An 18,453-nucleotide genomic window follows, 5' to 3' on the forward strand; every position below is an offset into this window, starting at 1 on the left:
ATGATAGTATGCATAGATATTGGTAACTCACATATTTTTGGTGGAGTATTTGTAGGAGATCAAATTAAGCATAACTTTCGCTACCCTTCTACTACTCCGTGTACCTCCGATACGCTAGGCATATTTTTATTATCATTCTTTGAGAGAAAAAAGCTTGATATAGAAGCTATTGAAGCAGTTGTACTTTCATCAGTTGTTCCTCATCTAGAGTATTCTGTCAATTCTGCTTGCAAAAAATATCTAGGGATAACACCTCTTGAGTTAAAACCTGGCATAAAAACAGGGTTAAAACTTGATATAAAAAATCCTCTAGATTTAGGTGCCGATCGTGTTGCAAACTCAGTTGCAGCAATTTCTAATTTTCCATCTAAAAATATTATTATTGTTGATTTTGGTACTGCAACAACTATATGTGCTATCAAGCAAAATAAATCTTATATAGGTGGTGCAATTCTACCTGGAATTAATCTATCAATGGATAGCCTATCGCAAAAGACTGCAAAACTATCAAATGTGACTATAGCAAAACCTAGCTCTGCCTTAGGTAAGACAACTATATCTCAAATTCAATCTGGTCTTATATATGGTCAATTAGGAGCTATAAAAGAGATAGTTAGTAGAATCTCTCAAGAAAATTTCTCAGATAAACCACCAGTGTTAATCGCAACTGGAGGATATGCTCACTTATTTGAGAAAGAACAATATTTTGATGTAATTATCTCTGATTTATTACTTCATGGGCTTAGAATAATCTGGCAAATGAATAAGTAATCTCTGAGCGATAACCTACTATGTTTAAAAAGTTAGTACGTCATTGTGTCAGGCTTGACCACACAATCTAGCAAATAGCTTAAATCTAAGCTATTTGATCAAGTACTACTTTTATATAATTCTAGGCGTATATTAATTGCTCAAGCTAACTAATTCACTAATATTTGAATTTCTCTTAATATCTTTCTGAGCAATATCTCTTAAACTACTTTGCTCAGAAATAATCGTTAATTTATATTTCGCTCTAGTGATAGCTGTATACAAAAGTTGTTTACTTAGCGCTTCATTATCTTCTAATGGAAGAATAATCACGATTTCATCAAACTCTGAACCTTGAGTTTTATGAATTGTCATCGCATAAACACTTTCATATTTTGGTAGCATATTTAGACTAAAAGCCTTAGCATCTTTACCATCAAAATATGCTCGAAGCTTACCAGTATCATCTGGCCAGATAAGCCCTACATCTCCATTAAATAATCCTAATGAGTAGCTATTTTGAGTTATCATAATTGGCTTACCCTTATAGTTAGAATCTATAGGCTTAGACATAAATTTCTCAATTTTCTGATTTAACTTATCTGTACCAATTTCTAGATTTTTGTTAGCTACAAGTATTCTAAATTTATTTAGCTCAATAAGAGCCTCTTTGTAGTCACTACATTTTTCAAGCTGTGAATATCTCTTTGCATACTTTTTTAAATAAGTATCTAAATTCCTTAAGCTATGAAAATTAATATTCTCATTTTGATGAGTATCAATATTAATATCACCTTTTAGAACTGAGGCTGCAAGATTATTTATATATTGTTGTGAACGATAGTTTTTGATAAGCAATGTTGTATATGGTGTAATATCGCTATCTCTGTGGTGTGTAAAGTTTGCCAGCAGACTACCAGCCTCAACTGATGGTAACTGATTAGTATCTCCTATTAATATCAACTTGGTATTATCAGCTACTGCTCTAATCAGCTTGATAAAAATATTCATATCAAGCATCGAAGCTTCATCAACAATAATCACATCGTATGGTGCTTTTGATTGTTTGTTATATTTAATATAATTAGAGTTTGGTCTTAAGCCTAAAAATCTATGTATAGTTTGGGCTTCTAGATTAGATAATCTTAAATAACTATCATTGTCTACCCTTTTACTTAATGCACTATTTAAGGATTCTGTCATTCTCTGAGCAGCCTTACCCGTTGGTGCTAAAAGAGCTATTCTTTGCTGATTTTGATTAAGCATTTGTATAGCAAGCAAAAGCTTCGCGACTGTAGTTGTCTTACCTGTACCAGGTCCACCTGAGATAATACTAAAATTATAATTTAAACTTTTTATAACAGCCTGTTTTTGCCAATCTATCTCATTAGCAGGTTCAAATAATTTATCTACAATTTCTTCAATGCTGTTATCTTTTTGGGTATTTAGGATTGTTCTTGATTTTATAAAGTTAGCTATTTCAATCTCATGATTCCACAATCTCTTGATATATAGAGAATCATATTGTTTGGTAAAATGTATAGGTAATTTATCATAATCTAAAGACTCTAAAATAATTACAATTTCATCAAAACTTGGCATTTTAAAGCCTACTTTAGCATCGCTTTGATTAGTTTGCTCTGAAGCAAAAATAATTTTATTTGATATATCTGCTATCTTCAAACAGCTATGACCATGGCTATACACATGCATAAGCTTTATCAAAATATGAAATAAAATTTCATTACTTTTTTGTTCTAAATCATTCCCTTTTGCTCCGTGAAGGGGTGGATATGACTCACTTGATAAAGTGGTCATAGACGGGGTAGTCTTTTTGACTAAATCAAACACCTCTTTAGCAAAGAAAAAATCTATAGCTCTAATATCTGCTAATTGCTCACAAGCTTGATGGAAAGTCTTATACATGATAGTCATCTCCATTAAATAGATTAGCGATTTTGTTAATAATCTCTAAAGTTGGTCTAGCTCGATAAACCCCATAACCATCTTTCATACCTCTGAGATAGAAATAATATACTCCACCAAAATGCTTTTCATGATTATAACTTTCAATGTTTTGTCGCAGGTACTTATCCAAGGCAATGCTATATATTAGATATTGTAAATCATAAAAACTTGACTGGTTTTTCTCTTGCATAGCCTGCTGATTATAATCTTCTAATTTATCACCTAGATAATTTGACTTATAATCCGCCACATAAAATTTGCCATCATGTTCAAAAATCAAATCAATAAAACCATGAAGCATACCAAAAATCTTTTGACTTGCAAATTCATCATAATCAATAGTTTGATTACGATATTCTGCTAAAATTTTGACAATATTTTTCTTATATAGTTTTTCATTTACTATAGGAAAATAAAATTCTGCTTCTTTTAAGGTTTTTGTATTAGAGATGTCTTTTAAGCAAAAGCCTTTATCCTTGATATCAAACAAGCCATATTGAATATCATTAGAACTAAAATCTTCAGTTTCTATAGAAGGTATAGACGCGACTAAGCATTCTTCTAACCAAACTTTAAGCTTATCAAAATCATCTGCAGCAACTACTTTATATCTATCCATTTGCTCTTGTAAAAGATTATCATCTATCTTGCCTAGGCTAAAATCAGTATGCTCTAAAACATTATGCAAAATATTACCAATATCTGCTCCTTTGGGAGCTGTAAATCTAAACTCTAACTCCTGCTGAGACTTTTGAGTACTATCATCCTCAGATTCATCATTTTCTTTTTCTAATGTAGTATTTTGCGACTTTGATTTTGATATTTTTGAGAAAGACAACATCTCCCAATTATCATTTGCTAACTTATTAATATTATTTGCTTTGAGGTTTTGTAAAGTATCATAGTCAAATTGGTCATTTGTAATTAGATTCTCACTTTCATAACAATGACTTGTAGTTATATCTATAAGCGAACTTTGATTAGCATGGTTTGCTGTTATATTTTGAATTTTCTCTAACCAATCATCATCTTTTTGATAATCTAAAAATCTTGCTAGCGGACTTCTAAATGAAATATCGGATTTTTTATCTTGGTATTTTGCAACTCCAATATAACATCTATGCTCTGCACGCGTAACAGCCACATAAAATAGACGCATTAATTCCTCTATAACCTCATTTTCTATCTGTGGTTTTATACCGTCATCTTTACCAATTTTATAGACTGTCTGTTTAATATTTTTATCATAGTATTTAGAGAAATCACTCGCCTCAAATTTCTTTTTACTTACATAACTTGCAAATGGTATAAATACAACTGAATACTCAAGCCCTTTTGAACCATGAATTGTAATTATTTTAATCAGGTTATCATCATTCTCTAATCTAAGTTCGCCCTCAGTTGTAGCTGTACTATTTAGCTGTTGGCGATACCACTTAATTAATTGATTTGGGTGTTTATATTTATTCTCAGCTATTTTTATAAGCTCGGCTAAATGGAGAATATTTGTGATAACACGCTCTTTTGAATCAGTTCTTTGAGTGAAGTTCTCATGTATTACCTGCATAATAAATGCCATAAAACCATATTTATGCCATTGTTGTCTTAGAGATTTGGCTTTTTCTATCTCTTCATCCCATGCTGAGACATCATTTTCATCAATATAATTAATAAACTTATCAGTACTACCACCAAGTAAACTAGTTGATAATGCTCTTTTTAGCATAGATTTATTTTCGAGATCGTTTATACCTTCCATAAGAGCTAATATCTCTTTAGCCTCTTGACTATGATAAACATTATCGCGCTGGCTGAGATATACTGAGCTTAGTTTCTTAGCTTGTAGAGCTTTTTGAATAACCTTTGCTTGCTTACCATTCTCTACCAAAATTGCGATATCACTTTCTACAACTTTTTTAGAATTTAATAATCTGACAATTTCATTTGCAGTCCATGCTGATAAATTATTATCAATATCACTTTTATTATCATCTTCAGCCACTTGATAATAAAAATAATTTATTGGTTTAAGGTTATCATCAAAATCTTTTGCTTTCTTATCAGCATTTGGTGATGCTTTGACAAGTTGATAACCTATACCATCGCTAAAAATATTAGCCCCAACTTGCCCCTCTTCTTCTGGCTGATAATCTTGTTTATAAAAAAGTCTATTGTAAGCCTTTATCATCTCACTAGTTGAGCGCCAGTTAGTGTCCATGCTCCACTGATTGTCAGTAGAGCAACTATCTTTAGCCTTTAGATATGTAAAAATATCACCACCTCTAAAACCATAAATTGCCTGCTTTGGATCGCCTATCATTAGTAATAACAAATCATCTATTCCCCTTTGGGACGAAGAGGTGTCAGCCGAAGACTTATGGGGTAGTTTATTACTCTGAGGATAGATAGTATCTAATATCTGATATTGCTCAGCATCGGTATCTTGAAACTCATCAATAAGAGCAACTGGATATTGATGTTGTAATGTCTTGACTAAATCTGGAGATTTTTTGACACTATGACAAAGTTTAGTAATCAAATCATCAAAATCTAAAACACCCTTTTGTTCTTTTGCCTTTGCAAAACCTTGACGTATTTTTAGGCAGGCTTGTTTGATAAATTGGGTTGCATCTGCTCGCTTTATCTCTACCTGCAAATCTCTTAAGTCTTTTACTCCAACAAGAATTGGTTTTATTAGCTTTGCACTTGTTTTCCTGCCATCTGTAATTATAGATATATCGTCTGGAAATAATGTTTCATTATCTAATTTTAACCATTCTAAAACTCTATGATATTCATCTACTCTCTTACCCTGCGGCTCGCCATTTCCTAATTTAGATAAGAAATCATCTACGATATCGTGGTTATTAATAAATAATTCTAACTGTTGTTTTTTAAGTATCTTAAATTCGTCTAAACTTATAGCTTGCTTTGTTAAAATCTCATAATTAGCTCTAACAACATTTCTTAGCTTATCCAAAAACTTCTCTGGAGTATGTAGCTTATATGCTTGCAAATATTCAAAGTTTGTTTTGTTTTTATTGATATGTTTTCTAAAAAAATCCTCTACTACTTTTTGCAAAATATCTGAAGTATCAACCTCCATAGAGACATCCATCTCCATACCGCTTGCAAAAGCTTGCTCACTTAAGACTTTTTTACAAAACCCATGGATAGTAAAAATAGTTGCCTCATCTATCTCAAGTAATGATCTTTTTAGATGCTTATAATTCTCATCACCTTTTTGTATCAGTGTTTCTTGTCCTTTTATAGAAACTTTGACCTCTTCCCCTTCAGAAATATCCTCTAATACATCTCTAATCTTAGCCTCAACTCTACCGATAATCTCTTGGGTAGCATCTTTGGTAAATGTCATAACCAGTATTTGGTTTGGCAAGAGCTTTTTCTCAACTAATAGACGAATATATAACTCTGTAATATTAAAAGTCTTACCAGTACCTGCACTAGCCTCGATAATATGGCGACCTTGTAAAGTTATTGTGTTTGCATCTAGATTAGTCATATTAACCAATTATAATTTTCAAAAAAGTCTTTGAGATATTTTAGCAAATTACTAATTTAAAAATTATCTATCTTTGAAACTTTGAAGATTTATTGAAATCATTTACTCATACATATAAATCAAGTTTTAATTTATTATGACTCAAAATATTATTTCTTGGCTAAATATCCACATGCTAAAATAGTTTCATCCGATTCGTTATTTTAATATGGAGATTATTTATGGCTGATAATTATGTTCGTGGGGGAACTATTCTAGCATCTGTTCTAAAAGAAAAAGGTGTTGAAAATGTCTTTACTCTAGCTGGAGGATTCTGTAATGCTGGGCTAGAGGGCATGATGAAATATAATATAAGAACAATTAACTGTCCACACGAGCAAGTAGCTGGTTTTCTTGCAGATGGCTATTGTCGTTTAACACGTAAGCCCACTGTTTGCTTTGTAGGTCCTGAAGGCTTTGCAAATACTATAGGAGCAATGATTGAGGCATGGGGTGAAAGAACTCCAATAATATATATCACATCATCTAGTACACTAAGAAGAAAAGGTGCTGGAGGATTCAAAGAGATAAATGATGTTGCAATCGCAGAACCTCTAACAAAATATAGCGTAATGGTAACAGATGGTCTAAGAATTAGAGAAGTTGTTGACAGAGCATGGACTATAGCGACTAATGGTTATCCAGGAGCTGTTCATATTAGTATTCCTGTTGATATTATGTTTGCGTCATTCCCAGAAGATGCTGGTAAAGATGAAAGACCAATCAAATGGCATAATAAACCAACTCATAGAGCATGGCCGGATCCTGAAAGATTAGCTAATATTTTAGATATAATTCAAAATGCAAAAAGACCTGTGTTTGTAGTCGGACACGGTGTATGGTGGTCTCATGCTGAGAAGGCTCTAGAGCAAGTCAGCTCTGAGCTAAATATACCTGTATTTAATATGTCTGAGCACAAAAAAATATTACCACAAAATGCTAAAGCATATATAGGGTTTACAGATGAGCATCAAAATCCAGCTGCTAGTTATGCCTTTAATGAATGTGATGTAATTATTGCTCTAGGCTGTGTATTAGATAACACTTTGGAGTTTGGCAATCCTCCTCTATTTTCTAAATCAAGTCACCTAATCTGCATAAATGGTTCTGATGAAGAAATCATCTTTAATAAAAATGCAGACTCAGCTTTATTAAGTGATCCTAACGCATTTTTATCTAGCTTAATGAAATTAAAAACTGATAACAAGTGGACATTATCTTCACAATGGCTAGATTCTATTCAGCAACATCGTAAAGATTGGGCTAAGAAAGTTTTAGCTGAGTTTGAAAATGAAACAGGTAGAGAAGATGGTACAAATGAAAAAGTACATCCTTTAAGACTTTCTTTAGAAGTTCAAAAAGTCCTAGGAGAGAATGACTGGCTAGTTTATGACGGTGGTAATACTCACTTTTGGGCTGAAATTGGCGTTAATATAGCAGGTGCTTTTGATCAGAAATTAGCAGGTATACTAAATGTTTCTAGCTATAGTATGCTTGGTGTTGGAGTTCCTTTTGCTATAGCTGCTAAAGACACATATAAAGATGCTCGTGTTGTTGTAATCAGTGGTGATGGTGCATTTATGGCTGGTGGAATGTCGATAGAAGTAGCATTTGAACAAAATATTCCTATAGTTGTTGTTATCGATAATAATATGGGGCTAGATTGTATTTCTGAACAACAAGAACGTATGTTTCCTAACAAGGCTCATTTTGCAACTGATTTTAGAAACATTCCTTTTGACAAGATGATAGAGGGACTAGGTGGATATGCTGAAACTGTTGAAAAATATCAAGATATCGTACCTGCTTTAGAAAGAGCTTTTGCCAGTAATAAACCAGCATGTATAAATGTTTTGACGAAAGGTGTTATAACTCCTGTGATAGAAGATATGACTATGCGTAGAGATGATGCAAGTATTGAATAAGGATTTATTATGAACTTAATATCATGCCATATACTAGACTCTACTTTTGGTAAAAATGCTTCCGAAATAAGAGTAACTCTTAGATCTTTAAATGATAATGAGCAGATCTTTGTAACTAATGCTACTTCTGACGGAAGGATAAAAGAATCTTTTGAGAGCCAAGAGAATCAATTATTTGAATTAAATATAGCTTCTAATGATTTTTTAAAAGAATACTCTAATATGGATTTTTCAATTATTCCGGATATTCCAATAAAATTTATGACAAAGAAACAAAACTCTCACTATCATTTTTCGGTTGTTTTTTCTCCAAGTAGTTATTCTGTAATCTCGGTTGTAAGTGATCTAGATAATAGTATTTAAGTTTCTGACTAATTGTATCATTATGAAATACAAACCTAATCTGCTAATACTTCATGTATTAATTCTTTTATTAATCTTTTTAAATGTATTTTCTATAATTAACCGCCAACCCAAATTATGAATATATACCCATAACCATATTTACTTAAGGTTTTGTCATGATATACTTTATTATGCATATATATTCATAATGGAGACAAAATGCCAAGACCAAGAATCAAAAGATGTATAGCAAATGAGCCATCGTCATTATTCTATAAACCTCAAGCGATTAGAATGAAAGATTTACAACAAATAACTCTTTCTTATGATCAACTTGAAGCACTGAGACTGGCTGATGTTGAAAATATGAAGCAAGCAAATGCTGCTGAACGTATGAATATATCTAGCTCAACCTTTTCTAGACTTATAGCTGAAGCAAGATACATTGTCGCGAGTGCTCTAACAAAAGGCTGGGCATTAAAAATAGAAGGTGGGAATTTTGAAATTTCTACTAATATAAAAACTCATAAGGAGAAACAAAATGAGCAAACATAATCATTGTTGTAATAATGAAGAAAGAAAAGATTGTTGCAAAAAGGAACATGAAAATATGCATAAATGTCACAAACATAATAAAGGCAAGTGCCATAAACATAAATGTCATGAGTTTGATTTCACCCTTTCTAAATATGATGAAAAAATATTTTTAGAGGAAAAAATTTTACGTACTGAAGAAAAATTAGCTATGATGAAAAGAAGATTGGCTGAATTAAACGAATGATTTTTATTATAAATATTTAATACCTTCAATTTTTATTTTATAAGAATATCAAATATATCCAAAATTTTAGGAGTCTATCAAACATTTACAATAATAAATCATAATTTTTTAGTATTACAAAAAGTTAACATCTCCCAAAAAATACTGTAGTATTATGCAATTCCTCAAGTAAGGGCTTATTAATCCTCATTATGAGACAATTCATTTTAGAACTTTCTGATACTATCAAATCAAATAAATATATAGTAATACTCACTGCAATATCTGCATTCGCAAGTTATGCTTACTTTATATTTTCGTGGAACATCACTATAGATACTGAACTTGCAACCTACGATATAGGAAACAGTGATTTCTTATACCCGTTATATATACAATTTATAAAACTAGGTAGACCAATACTAGGTATTTTCACCTTTTTTTTAAGTGAACCTACTCCATACTTCAACTCTCTATTTGCGGTTATATTTTTGTTCTTCTCATATTTAATCTGGATATTAATCATAACCAAATTAAACTCTGACAAGACACTAATTATTATTTTTGGAGTATTTTATCTAATATCGCCGATCTATATTTTTCAATTTAGCTTCTTTAATCAAAGCATGTTTGTAGGTTTAGGGTTTATTTTTTCAGCTCTATCACTTTATTACCTAACCTTAAGTTACAAAAACTCAAATAGGTATAGATCTATTATTATAAGCATTATATTTCTATATTTAGCATTAGGTATATATCAGGCTTTTATAATTCTTTTTCTTGAAGGTGCTATATTTACCCTGATAGTTAGTGGATTAAATACCGATATTAATACAAAGACTATACGCAATCATCTTTCACTAGTTTTTGTGGTAATACTTATAGCTTTAATTGCATACTTTATAACAACACATATCATATACTTATTCATCCCAAAATCTAACTATCTGAGTTTGACTTTTGATGGTTGGTTAAATAATCAATCATTGTGGGACAATATAGTTAGACTTACTGATTATTTATATAAATTACTAACATCACAATTTACTATACTATATGGCTTGTGCTTTATCTTACTAATTAGTTTATTATTTAAAATAAGATTTTCTAGTTTCTTACTTGTATTAGCAAGCTTGATCATACCGATATTAATGCCACTACTATTTTTATCTCCAATGCCTCTAAGAACCTTATTCGCAATTCCTTTTAGCATCGCATTAATGGCTGTGGTATGCTACAGAGCCTTTCAATACAAAAAGATAATCCTTACTGTAAGCATTTTTATTTCATTAATTAACTTCAATCAAATATCCAAGTTAACATATAGTGAAAATATGGCTCAAAAATACAATGAAAGGATTGTAACATCAATTTATCAAGATATTTATCATACCTATGGAAACAGTACTTACCATACTACTATAGTATTTGTAGCATCAAAAAATATTGAAAATAACTATTTTATAAAAGAAACTCTTAAACAACCGTTTCATACATCTAACGATTTAGATCTTTTTAGTAATATTTTTCCTGATCAATCATGGCAAGATAGTAATCTTAATCACAGAGCATACTATTTCATGCACTGGCTAGGTTTATATTATCAAATGCCCACTCATGAACAAATAAAACAAGCAAAATATTTAGCTACTAATATGCCAATCTACCCAGACAAAGGAGCTATTGAACTGAAGGACAATATTATAATAGTGAAATTAAGTAATTAATCAACTACGAGAAATTCTAATTTAAGCAACTATATCATGTTATATTCTAAGCTGATATTAAAGAGCTAGTTATGTCAGACTTTGGATATGGTAGTTGCTTAATATTTTTAACAAAAGCTTTTGTATGATTCTTATCTAAAGTATCTAAATTTATAGATACTGAATTAAGCGGATTATTATAAATATTTATATAAACAGTATCGTTTGTTAGATCTTTGATACTAGTAAATACTGTATGATCATAATATGTTTTACCACCTATGTTTTCAGCTACTACACCTTTAGGTATATCAGCATTATGCAAGATGTGAGCTACTCTATTTAGAGTACTTTCATCCTTGATATTATCATTATTAGAATAATAGCCTAATACTGCTGTTCTAATAAACCTAGATGGTGGAGAGTAATCACCAGGCATACCCAACATCCCATTGCCTTGACCTAATGCATCCATAATTTTATAAGTATGATTTGGCACTACATCATTCTCATTATAAAGTTTCATACGTGATACAGTCTTATTTGACAAGTTCAGATAATTTCTAATATTTACTAAATGCCAATCATAAGTAGGAGCATTTGTCATAACCTTCAGATCTAACTCTAACTGATAGAAATGTACTTCACCTTTAACATACTCTACGACTATCGCGCTTCCACTTTTATCTGATATCAAAAAGTGAAGTTCTGGAACCACTCCATTTACATCTGTAGACTTATCATTCCAAACTTTGATGTTTTCTAAACCTTTCTTAGCTTCATTAATACTATTATATTGACTTAAAATATAAGTTGCTATTTCTAAAATTGAAGCGTAATTTTTATCATCTTTATCAACTTGTTGATACTGAGTAAAACCAGGTAGATAATTAGCACTAAGACTAAGCCCTTGATTATTTTGTCCATCAAGTATCGCAAAGTTATCTTTATTTATCGCTAATCCTATTCCTAATATAGAATATTTAGATAAATATTTTTTTGCTGGTAAATTTAGATCTACAGGTGCAGTCAAGGTATGTGAAGTTCCTGCTGGAATATATGTTAGACTCCAATCCCAAGTGAATCCCCACTCCATTGTTCTACCTGCGACAACATCTCCATCATTACCTTTGAGTGTAATAGCTGTACACGCCATTGCAGAACTTGCTAACACAGTTGAGAGTAGCAAAGCTGATTTTAAAAATTTTTTCATTTTAAATTTCCCATATAAAAATTAACACTAAACCAAATCATTTAAGCATAGTTTCATGAAATTTAAAACGATATATATTATAAGTAACAAAAGTATTAATATTTAATCAGTTCTTACTTTAAGAACTCTACTAATAAATATAAAAAACAATGCTATTGCTGTACCACTAAATGTTTCTATCAAGCGTAAACCAGTATTTAGAAAAGGTGAATAACTTGGCTGATATAATCCTAATGCAACAATCACCCCTGCATTTGCACTGCTCATTTTGATAGCATTTTCAAGATGTAAAATAGCTGTAATAAGAACGCTAATTGCCACAGCCAAAATCATAACATAATAATGATAACCCAAAATAGATGTGAAAATAAATGCTGTAATTCCACCAATAACCGAACCTGTCAATATCTGAAAAGCTGCCAAATAAGAATCTCTAATACTTAATTGTAAAATTGTAGAGACTGTTATCAAACACCAAAAACCCCCAATTACAGACTGACCTCGGTGCAACAACTCAGATAGATAAAAACCAAACAAAAAACATATACAAGCAGCTATTGCAATTTCTAAACTTATATAAATATCTTTATATATTTTTTTTATTTCTGTAGTTCTATTTTCCATATGATCCTAGACCTTAAAACTATTGATCTCAAAATAGCTCTTTATTTCATGAAATTAAAACTGTATAACATAATTCTATATAAATAATTATCTTAGAAGGAAATCTTTTGATATGTCTACGCAACAAAATCAACACCAAACAATATTTATATCTCACGGAGGAGGACCTCTTCCTTTACTAGGTGATAAAAACCATCAAGAACTCGTTAATGCTCTACAAACATTATCTCAAAAATTCAAAAAGCCTGAAGCAATAATTGTTATTAGTGCTCACTGGGAAGAGCCTATAGTAACAATTACAGCTAAACAAAATCCCTCCTTGATATATGATTACTATGGTTTCCCTGAGGAATCTTATAACATAAAATATCCAGCTTTCGGAAATCCTGAATTAGCAAATAAGTTATATAACATTTTTAATAACCTTAAAATACCAAGTAAACTTGATTTTGATAGAGGTTTCGATCATGGCCTTTTTGTACCTCTTAAAATAATGTATCCCAATGCTGATATACCTTGTATTCAAATATCTTTAAACCAAAACTTAGATCCCTCTCAACATATAAATATAGGTGAAGCAATTTCACAATTAGATCAACCTAATTTATTAATTATTGGATCAGGTTTTTCATTTCATAATATGAGAGCCTTTTTTAATACCTCTTTAGACAAAAATAATGAAATGAATAAATCTTTTGAAAAATGGCTAGTCGATACTTGCTCAAATAGAAATTTGACAGAACAAGAAAGAACCCATAAATTGATTAACTGGGAGGATGCTCCAAATGCAAGATACTGTCATCCGCGTGAAGAACATTTAATTCCCTTACATGTTTGCTATGGTGCAAATAAGACAGCTTGCAAAGAATATCAGACATTATCAATTTTGAATAAAGAGTCTAGTATTTATATATGGTAGAACGTAGAACTTATTTATATCTAATTTACAATACTCTCTCTAGCTTAATATTTTTATATTCCATGCTCTTAAAACCCTTATAATTCAAATCGAATGAAACTTTACCATATACTGAATTAATAGAGTTATCAGCATACTTATACTCTACTCTAAATTTTGAAAAGCTTTTATTTATACTAGATATTAATCCAATTATCTTAGTCTGCAGTGAACTTTTGATGATTCCAACAGGTAGAAAATCATCAAATAAAACTCCATCATTATTAATATATGGTATTCTCGGAGCTAGTATGAATAATTGCTTTAAATAAGAATCCTTACCAATATAATTATAAAAATAAAACTCATTTATATCATTATAAAAATATAACTGATTCTTATGCTCATCTTCTAAATAAAATTCTCCCATACTACTCATCTTAACAGTAAGAATAATCTCCTCCTTAAACAAGCCTTTTTCAAAAACATCATATCTAAATTTATCATCTAAAATAAAATGTAATTTTGCACTAACTCCCCTATCTATTATTACAGAACTAATTTCCTGATATTTACTAGGGCAAGAATTTAAATGTAATCTCTGACCATTAAGATACTCTCTAAAACAAAATTCTCTAGTAGCGCTTCCAAGAGTAGCATCGCTCTGAACTTGAATATGTATATGAGGCTCTGGAGAATAACCACTATTACCACACTTTGCCAAAATATCATTTACTTTAACGTAGTCACCTATTTTAACTTTAAGAGAAAACTGCATAATATGACTAATCTCAACAAAAAATCCTGAATTACTCTTAAGAAGAATATAGTTCCCCCAATTATTGACTTTATCAACCAGACCTATTGGATTATCAATCAAATCATGTCTACATGCTATGACATAGCCTTCTACCGGAGATAAAATAGATTCACCAAAACTTAAATAATTCTCTAAGTATGTTTTATCATTTATATATGTTTTTCCATCTTTTTGTTTAACAAAATCATAAGCAAATTTATATGGTCCTTTATGAGTCCAATCATCATCAAATGACTGATACACAGTCCACTTACCTGCAAATGGTAATGATATCTTTGTATAAACTGTTCCAAATCTAAAGATAGTATTTAAGTAGTACAATAAAGATTTCTCTGGAGTTGTTTCAATTTTGTAGTTAAATTCTTTATAACCTATTAAATAAAGAATAAATATAAAAGAAATGACAACTATACTAAAAGGCAATGTAAACACAGGAATAGAATGATAAAAAAATGCGCTCAAACCATCTGCAATGATAACAGAAACTGCTACTGCTATAAGGGCTATTAAAAAATTCCTCAAAGTTGCTATCAAAAAAATACCACAAATAGCTATAGAAACTAAGATATAGTTGAAAGCATACATATCGTGAAATGCTAGAGTATATGAATTTATCAATGTTCCATGAATAAAAACACCAAAATAATATCCAACTAAAGCCATAGTAAACATAATTCTAGAGAAGAATAAAATAAGCAATAGTAGAACTAAACCAGCAATATTATTTGCTAAAAAGAAAATACTACCTAAAGATTTCAAAAAACCACTAATTTCTAATGGTAAATTAATATCATATTTAGAAAAATCATGGATAAAAAACCCTAAATGCCCATGATATTTAGTGCATGCTAAGTAGACAATTATAGATCCAATTGCAAATGGTAATGACAATACTGGCAACCTATACACACTTAGAAGCTTATTAAATAAAAACGTTAGTATAAAAGTAATAATTGCAGATATAACTATTAGACAAATACTCTCTAATGATAAAGGGAAGATAAATCCAACTGCCATACCTGACAAAAGTGGATTATAGATAAATGCACTTGTTAAGTATTCTCTATTAACACAGACTAATTTTCTAAAAAAAACTACTGTGATTATTGCTAAAACACCACTAATTGCAATATTTGGATTTATAAAGGTTACAAATAACACAATCACTGCAGCAACACGGCTATCTAAAAACAATATAGAGCTATATGATCTTAGTATACCTATTAATGACTCTTTCAATCTTCAGCCTTTCATTAGATTTCTCTAAAGTTAACAGTTTCTAAATTATCCACTTCTTTAATAACACGTGGTTGAGAATTCTTATCAATCAAAATTACAGCTGGTTTATATCTAATAAACTGCATTGATTGGGTATAATTATATGCGCCAACAGGTGATATAGATATGACAGTACCTCTATCTAATGGCGGTAGCATTAAATTTTCTTCAATAATATCAATATTCATACACAATGGACCATTTAATAGTGATGGCTCATTCTCTCCCATATACTCTTTATCCAACTCGACATTAAAGTTATACCATGTTGAAGTATATAGATTATTAACACCTGCATCTAATATGTATCCTTTTTTACCATCAGGAAACCTTTTCCAGCCACACACAGAAGTTAACAAAAATCCAGCCTCATCTATTAGATATCTTCCGGCTTCTATATATAATTTTGGAAATTTGTGACTTTGATTAAGTTCATAAATAGTATCTGTAATTGCCGAAGCGTATTCATCAGCAGATGGTACAACTACTTCTGGGGACTGATATATCCCTTTAAGACTACTTTTACTCGCAAAACCCCCACCTAAATCAATATACTCTATCTCACAATCAAAATTATTTTCTACTTGAGATTTCAATTTCATGATTTTACTAGTTGCTATCTTATAAGCATTCACATCTAACATAAAGGTACCAATATGCGCATGTATTCCTATTAAATATAGCTTATTATTATCATATATACGTCTAACTGCATCTAGAGCATCACCATTTTCGTAATTAAAACCAAATCTACTCCATAAAGGATATATACCAGTATCCATATTTATTCTAATTGCTACTGGGATTTTCATACCTAATTCATCAGCTATCTCTTCTAAGTCATTTAACTCAAATAGATTATCTATATGTATTTTTGCTCCTTCCCTAACTGCTATTTTTAAGCTTTGTTTAGGCTTGTAAGGTCCATTAAAAATGATATCTTTACCAGCTATGCCTAAAGCTCTAGCTTTTTGATACTCAAATTCACTAACTACCTCAGCAGAAGAGCCAAGCTTATGGAATATCTTACATATCTGATTTAGATAATTAGTTTTATAACTCCAGCTAAATTCGACATTGGAATACCTACTTGAAAAAGCATTATAAAGAGTGTCATATTTTTCTATTATTTTCTTCTCAGAAAATACAAATATTGGGCTACCAAATTTTTTTACTAAATCTTCAATTAAAACGCCATCGATATCTTTTCTGACTTTTTGTTTTTTAAAAGTACACCCATATTTTGATGACATTGAAAAATCAATTTTGTTAATGCTTGGTTTGTTATATGCTTTTTTCACAATCATTTATTTCCTTTGCTAAAAACAACTTTTTATAATTATCAAAATCTGTAACCAATTCTTCTACGTACCGAACATACATTTTATTTATTGGATAATCCAAATTTTGCTTAACTTGTTTACCACTCATGATATCTACTACCATTTTAGGTAAATTCACACCTATTTCAGTAGCAAAATATACCCATGATGGAAATCTTGGATTTATTTCTATCAAATGTATATCATTGTCTGAATTTACCATACACTCTAGTTCAAAAGGTCCATTCCATAATGTTTGCTTGACAAAGTCTTTTGCTACTTTTAATAGCTTCTCATTCCGAATAGTCAATCCAAGCCAAATTTTTCCTATATTTGTAGTTGTAAGTTTTTTTATAGCTACTGCACCTTTGAGTTCTCCTTGACCATCGCCAACACCTACTAAATTAAGCTCTTCACCATAAACATGTTTTTGTAGTAATACTGGGAACCCCCATTCATTTGAGATCTTTATAAAAGCATCAATCGCACCATCTAAATTAAAAGCTTCTATAGATTTATAATAAGCTCCTTTAATCATTAATGGAAAACTATGCTTATATGATATTTCTTGAAGGTCTGATATAGAGTTTATCTCCCAAGTTTGTGGATACTTTATATTTAATCGATTCGCTAATTCACTAAGCTTACTTTTATTTCTAAGCTCAAAACTTTCCAGCGATGGTACACAAAGATTTATACCTAGTTTATTAATTTCTTTTTGGTATTTAATATATAGAGGTAGCTCAGAATCAAGATTTGGAATAATAGCTCCAATATCATGATCTTTTTTAATGTGTTGGAGTCTAGATTTTAACTCTTCAAAACCAGATGATGGATAAGGCATGATATATATGCTATCAAACATTTTTTGATAATTACCCGGCTCATTTGCATCATAGCTTAGACCTATTAAGTTGTACTCATTTTTTAGACTCTTTGCGACAGGAATACCTGGGGCAGGATTATCTGTATTATTTAAGCCACTTATCGCTATTTTCATCTAAATTAATCCATAAAACTTTAGCTTTGATATAAAATCACTCACGTCTATATATAGCTCTTCTAAAGAGATATCATACTCTTTACTTAAATGTTTAACTATTTCCATCTTGGTCTTATCTATTTGTAATAACTCTATTATCTCTTTAGCTACACTATTTAGCTGATAACTATTACCAAGATTTGGGTGAAATGCTACATTATCATCACTAAGCAGTAAATTTTCTATAATTGCCATAAAACTAATTTTTAAAGTATTTCTACAAATCACATGAAAATCTAT

At 30.5% G+C, this 18,453-nt stretch carries 15 protein-coding genes; 7 read left to right on the plus strand and 8 right to left on the minus strand.

The genetic code is table 11. The features are described from left to right. Positions 1-771 carry a type III pantothenate kinase gene (locus ACKTR7_RS05615; RefSeq protein WP_407877398.1) on the plus strand — a complete coding sequence of 257 codons (771 nt, stop codon included), beginning with the start codon at positions 1-3 and terminating at the stop codon, positions 769-771. Between the two features lie 132 nt (positions 772-903). Here the strand turns inward: ACKTR7_RS05615 and recD are convergent, their stop codons facing one another. Then, the gene (recD, locus tag ACKTR7_RS05620; RefSeq protein ID WP_407877399.1) at positions 904-2,676 is read right to left on the minus strand and encodes an exodeoxyribonuclease V subunit alpha; all 1,773 of its coding nucleotides are present in this window, start codon (positions 2,674-2,676) and stop codon (positions 904-906) included. Further along, positions 2,669-6,241 (minus strand): exodeoxyribonuclease V subunit beta, encoded by a 3,573-nt coding sequence (gene recB, locus ACKTR7_RS05625; RefSeq protein ID WP_407877400.1) that lies wholly within the window; start codon positions 6,239-6,241, stop codon positions 2,669-2,671. Before recB ends, recD begins: the two co-directional genes overlap by 8 nt. 221 nt (positions 6,242-6,462) lie before the next feature. Here recB and ACKTR7_RS05630 point away from each other — a divergent pair, with 221 nt between their 5' ends. The 5 genes from ACKTR7_RS05630 (at position 6,463) to ACKTR7_RS05650 (ending at position 11,037) form a co-directional block, all read left to right on the plus strand. Beyond that, entirely contained in the window at positions 6,463-8,205 is a 1,743-nt protein-coding gene (locus tag ACKTR7_RS05630) for a thiamine pyrophosphate-binding protein (RefSeq protein WP_407877401.1), read from the plus strand. Between the two features lie 9 nt (positions 8,206-8,214). Next, positions 8,215-8,568: a hydroxyisourate hydrolase gene (locus ACKTR7_RS05635; protein ID WP_407877402.1), complete on the plus strand. Its 354-nt coding sequence runs from the start codon at positions 8,215-8,217 to the stop codon at positions 8,566-8,568. A gap of 201 nt (positions 8,569-8,769) precedes the next feature. After that, entirely contained in the window at positions 8,770-9,105 is a 336-nt protein-coding gene (locus ACKTR7_RS05640) for a DUF134 domain-containing protein (RefSeq protein WP_407877403.1), read from the plus strand. Next, positions 9,092-9,331, plus strand: a complete 240-nt coding sequence (locus ACKTR7_RS05645) for a hypothetical protein (protein ID WP_407877404.1) — start codon at positions 9,092-9,094, stop codon at positions 9,329-9,331. Before ACKTR7_RS05640 ends, ACKTR7_RS05645 begins: the two co-directional genes overlap by 14 nt. Before the next feature lie 191 nt (positions 9,332-9,522). Continuing rightward, the gene (locus tag ACKTR7_RS05650) at positions 9,523-11,037 is read left to right on the plus strand and encodes a glucosyltransferase domain-containing protein (protein ID WP_407877405.1); all 1,515 of its coding nucleotides are present in this window, start codon (positions 9,523-9,525) and stop codon (positions 11,035-11,037) included. Positions 11,038-11,083: 46 nt separating this feature from the next. Here the strand turns inward: ACKTR7_RS05650 and ACKTR7_RS05655 are convergent, their stop codons facing one another. After that, the gene (locus tag ACKTR7_RS05655) at positions 11,084-12,229 is read right to left on the minus strand and encodes a choloylglycine hydrolase family protein (RefSeq protein WP_407877406.1); all 1,146 of its coding nucleotides are present in this window, start codon (positions 12,227-12,229) and stop codon (positions 11,084-11,086) included. 102 nt (positions 12,230-12,331) lie between these two features. Further along, on the minus strand, positions 12,332-12,853 hold the full coding sequence (locus tag ACKTR7_RS05660) for an FUSC family protein (protein ID WP_407877407.1): 522 nt from the start codon (positions 12,851-12,853) through the stop codon (positions 12,332-12,334). 112 nt (positions 12,854-12,965) lie between these two features. Between ACKTR7_RS05660 and ACKTR7_RS05665 the strand changes: the two genes are divergently transcribed. Next, complete coding sequence (locus tag ACKTR7_RS05665) at positions 12,966-13,772, plus strand: DODA-type extradiol aromatic ring-opening family dioxygenase (RefSeq protein WP_407877408.1); 807 nt, start codon at positions 12,966-12,968, stop codon at positions 13,770-13,772. A 25-nt stretch (positions 13,773-13,797) separates the two neighbouring features. On the opposite strand, the gene ACKTR7_RS05670 is transcribed toward ACKTR7_RS05665, so the two are convergent. From ACKTR7_RS05670 to ACKTR7_RS05685, 4 genes are read right to left on the minus strand one after another with little or no spacing between them, the layout of a single operon-like run. Further along, positions 13,798-15,810 (minus strand): urea transporter, encoded by a 2,013-nt coding sequence (locus ACKTR7_RS05670; protein ID WP_407877409.1) that lies wholly within the window; start codon positions 15,808-15,810, stop codon positions 13,798-13,800. A 14-nt stretch (positions 15,811-15,824) separates the two neighbouring features. Further along, entirely contained in the window at positions 15,825-17,156 is a 1,332-nt protein-coding gene (locus ACKTR7_RS05675) for an alanine racemase (RefSeq protein WP_407877410.1), read from the minus strand. Next, positions 17,134-18,171 carry an ATP-grasp domain-containing protein gene (locus tag ACKTR7_RS05680; RefSeq protein WP_407877411.1) on the minus strand — a complete coding sequence of 346 codons (1,038 nt, stop codon included), beginning with the start codon at positions 18,169-18,171 and terminating at the stop codon, positions 17,134-17,136. Before ACKTR7_RS05680 ends, ACKTR7_RS05675 begins: the two co-directional genes overlap by 23 nt. Further along, on the minus strand, positions 18,172-18,408 hold the full coding sequence (locus ACKTR7_RS05685; protein WP_407877412.1) for a PqqD family protein: 237 nt from the start codon (positions 18,406-18,408) through the stop codon (positions 18,172-18,174). Between the last annotated feature and the right edge of the window lie 45 nt (positions 18,409-18,453).

This window comes from Francisella sciaenopsi, from assembly GCF_045862875.1.
GTDB lineage: Bacteria > Pseudomonadota > Gammaproteobacteria > Francisellales > Francisellaceae > Francisella > Francisella sciaenopsi.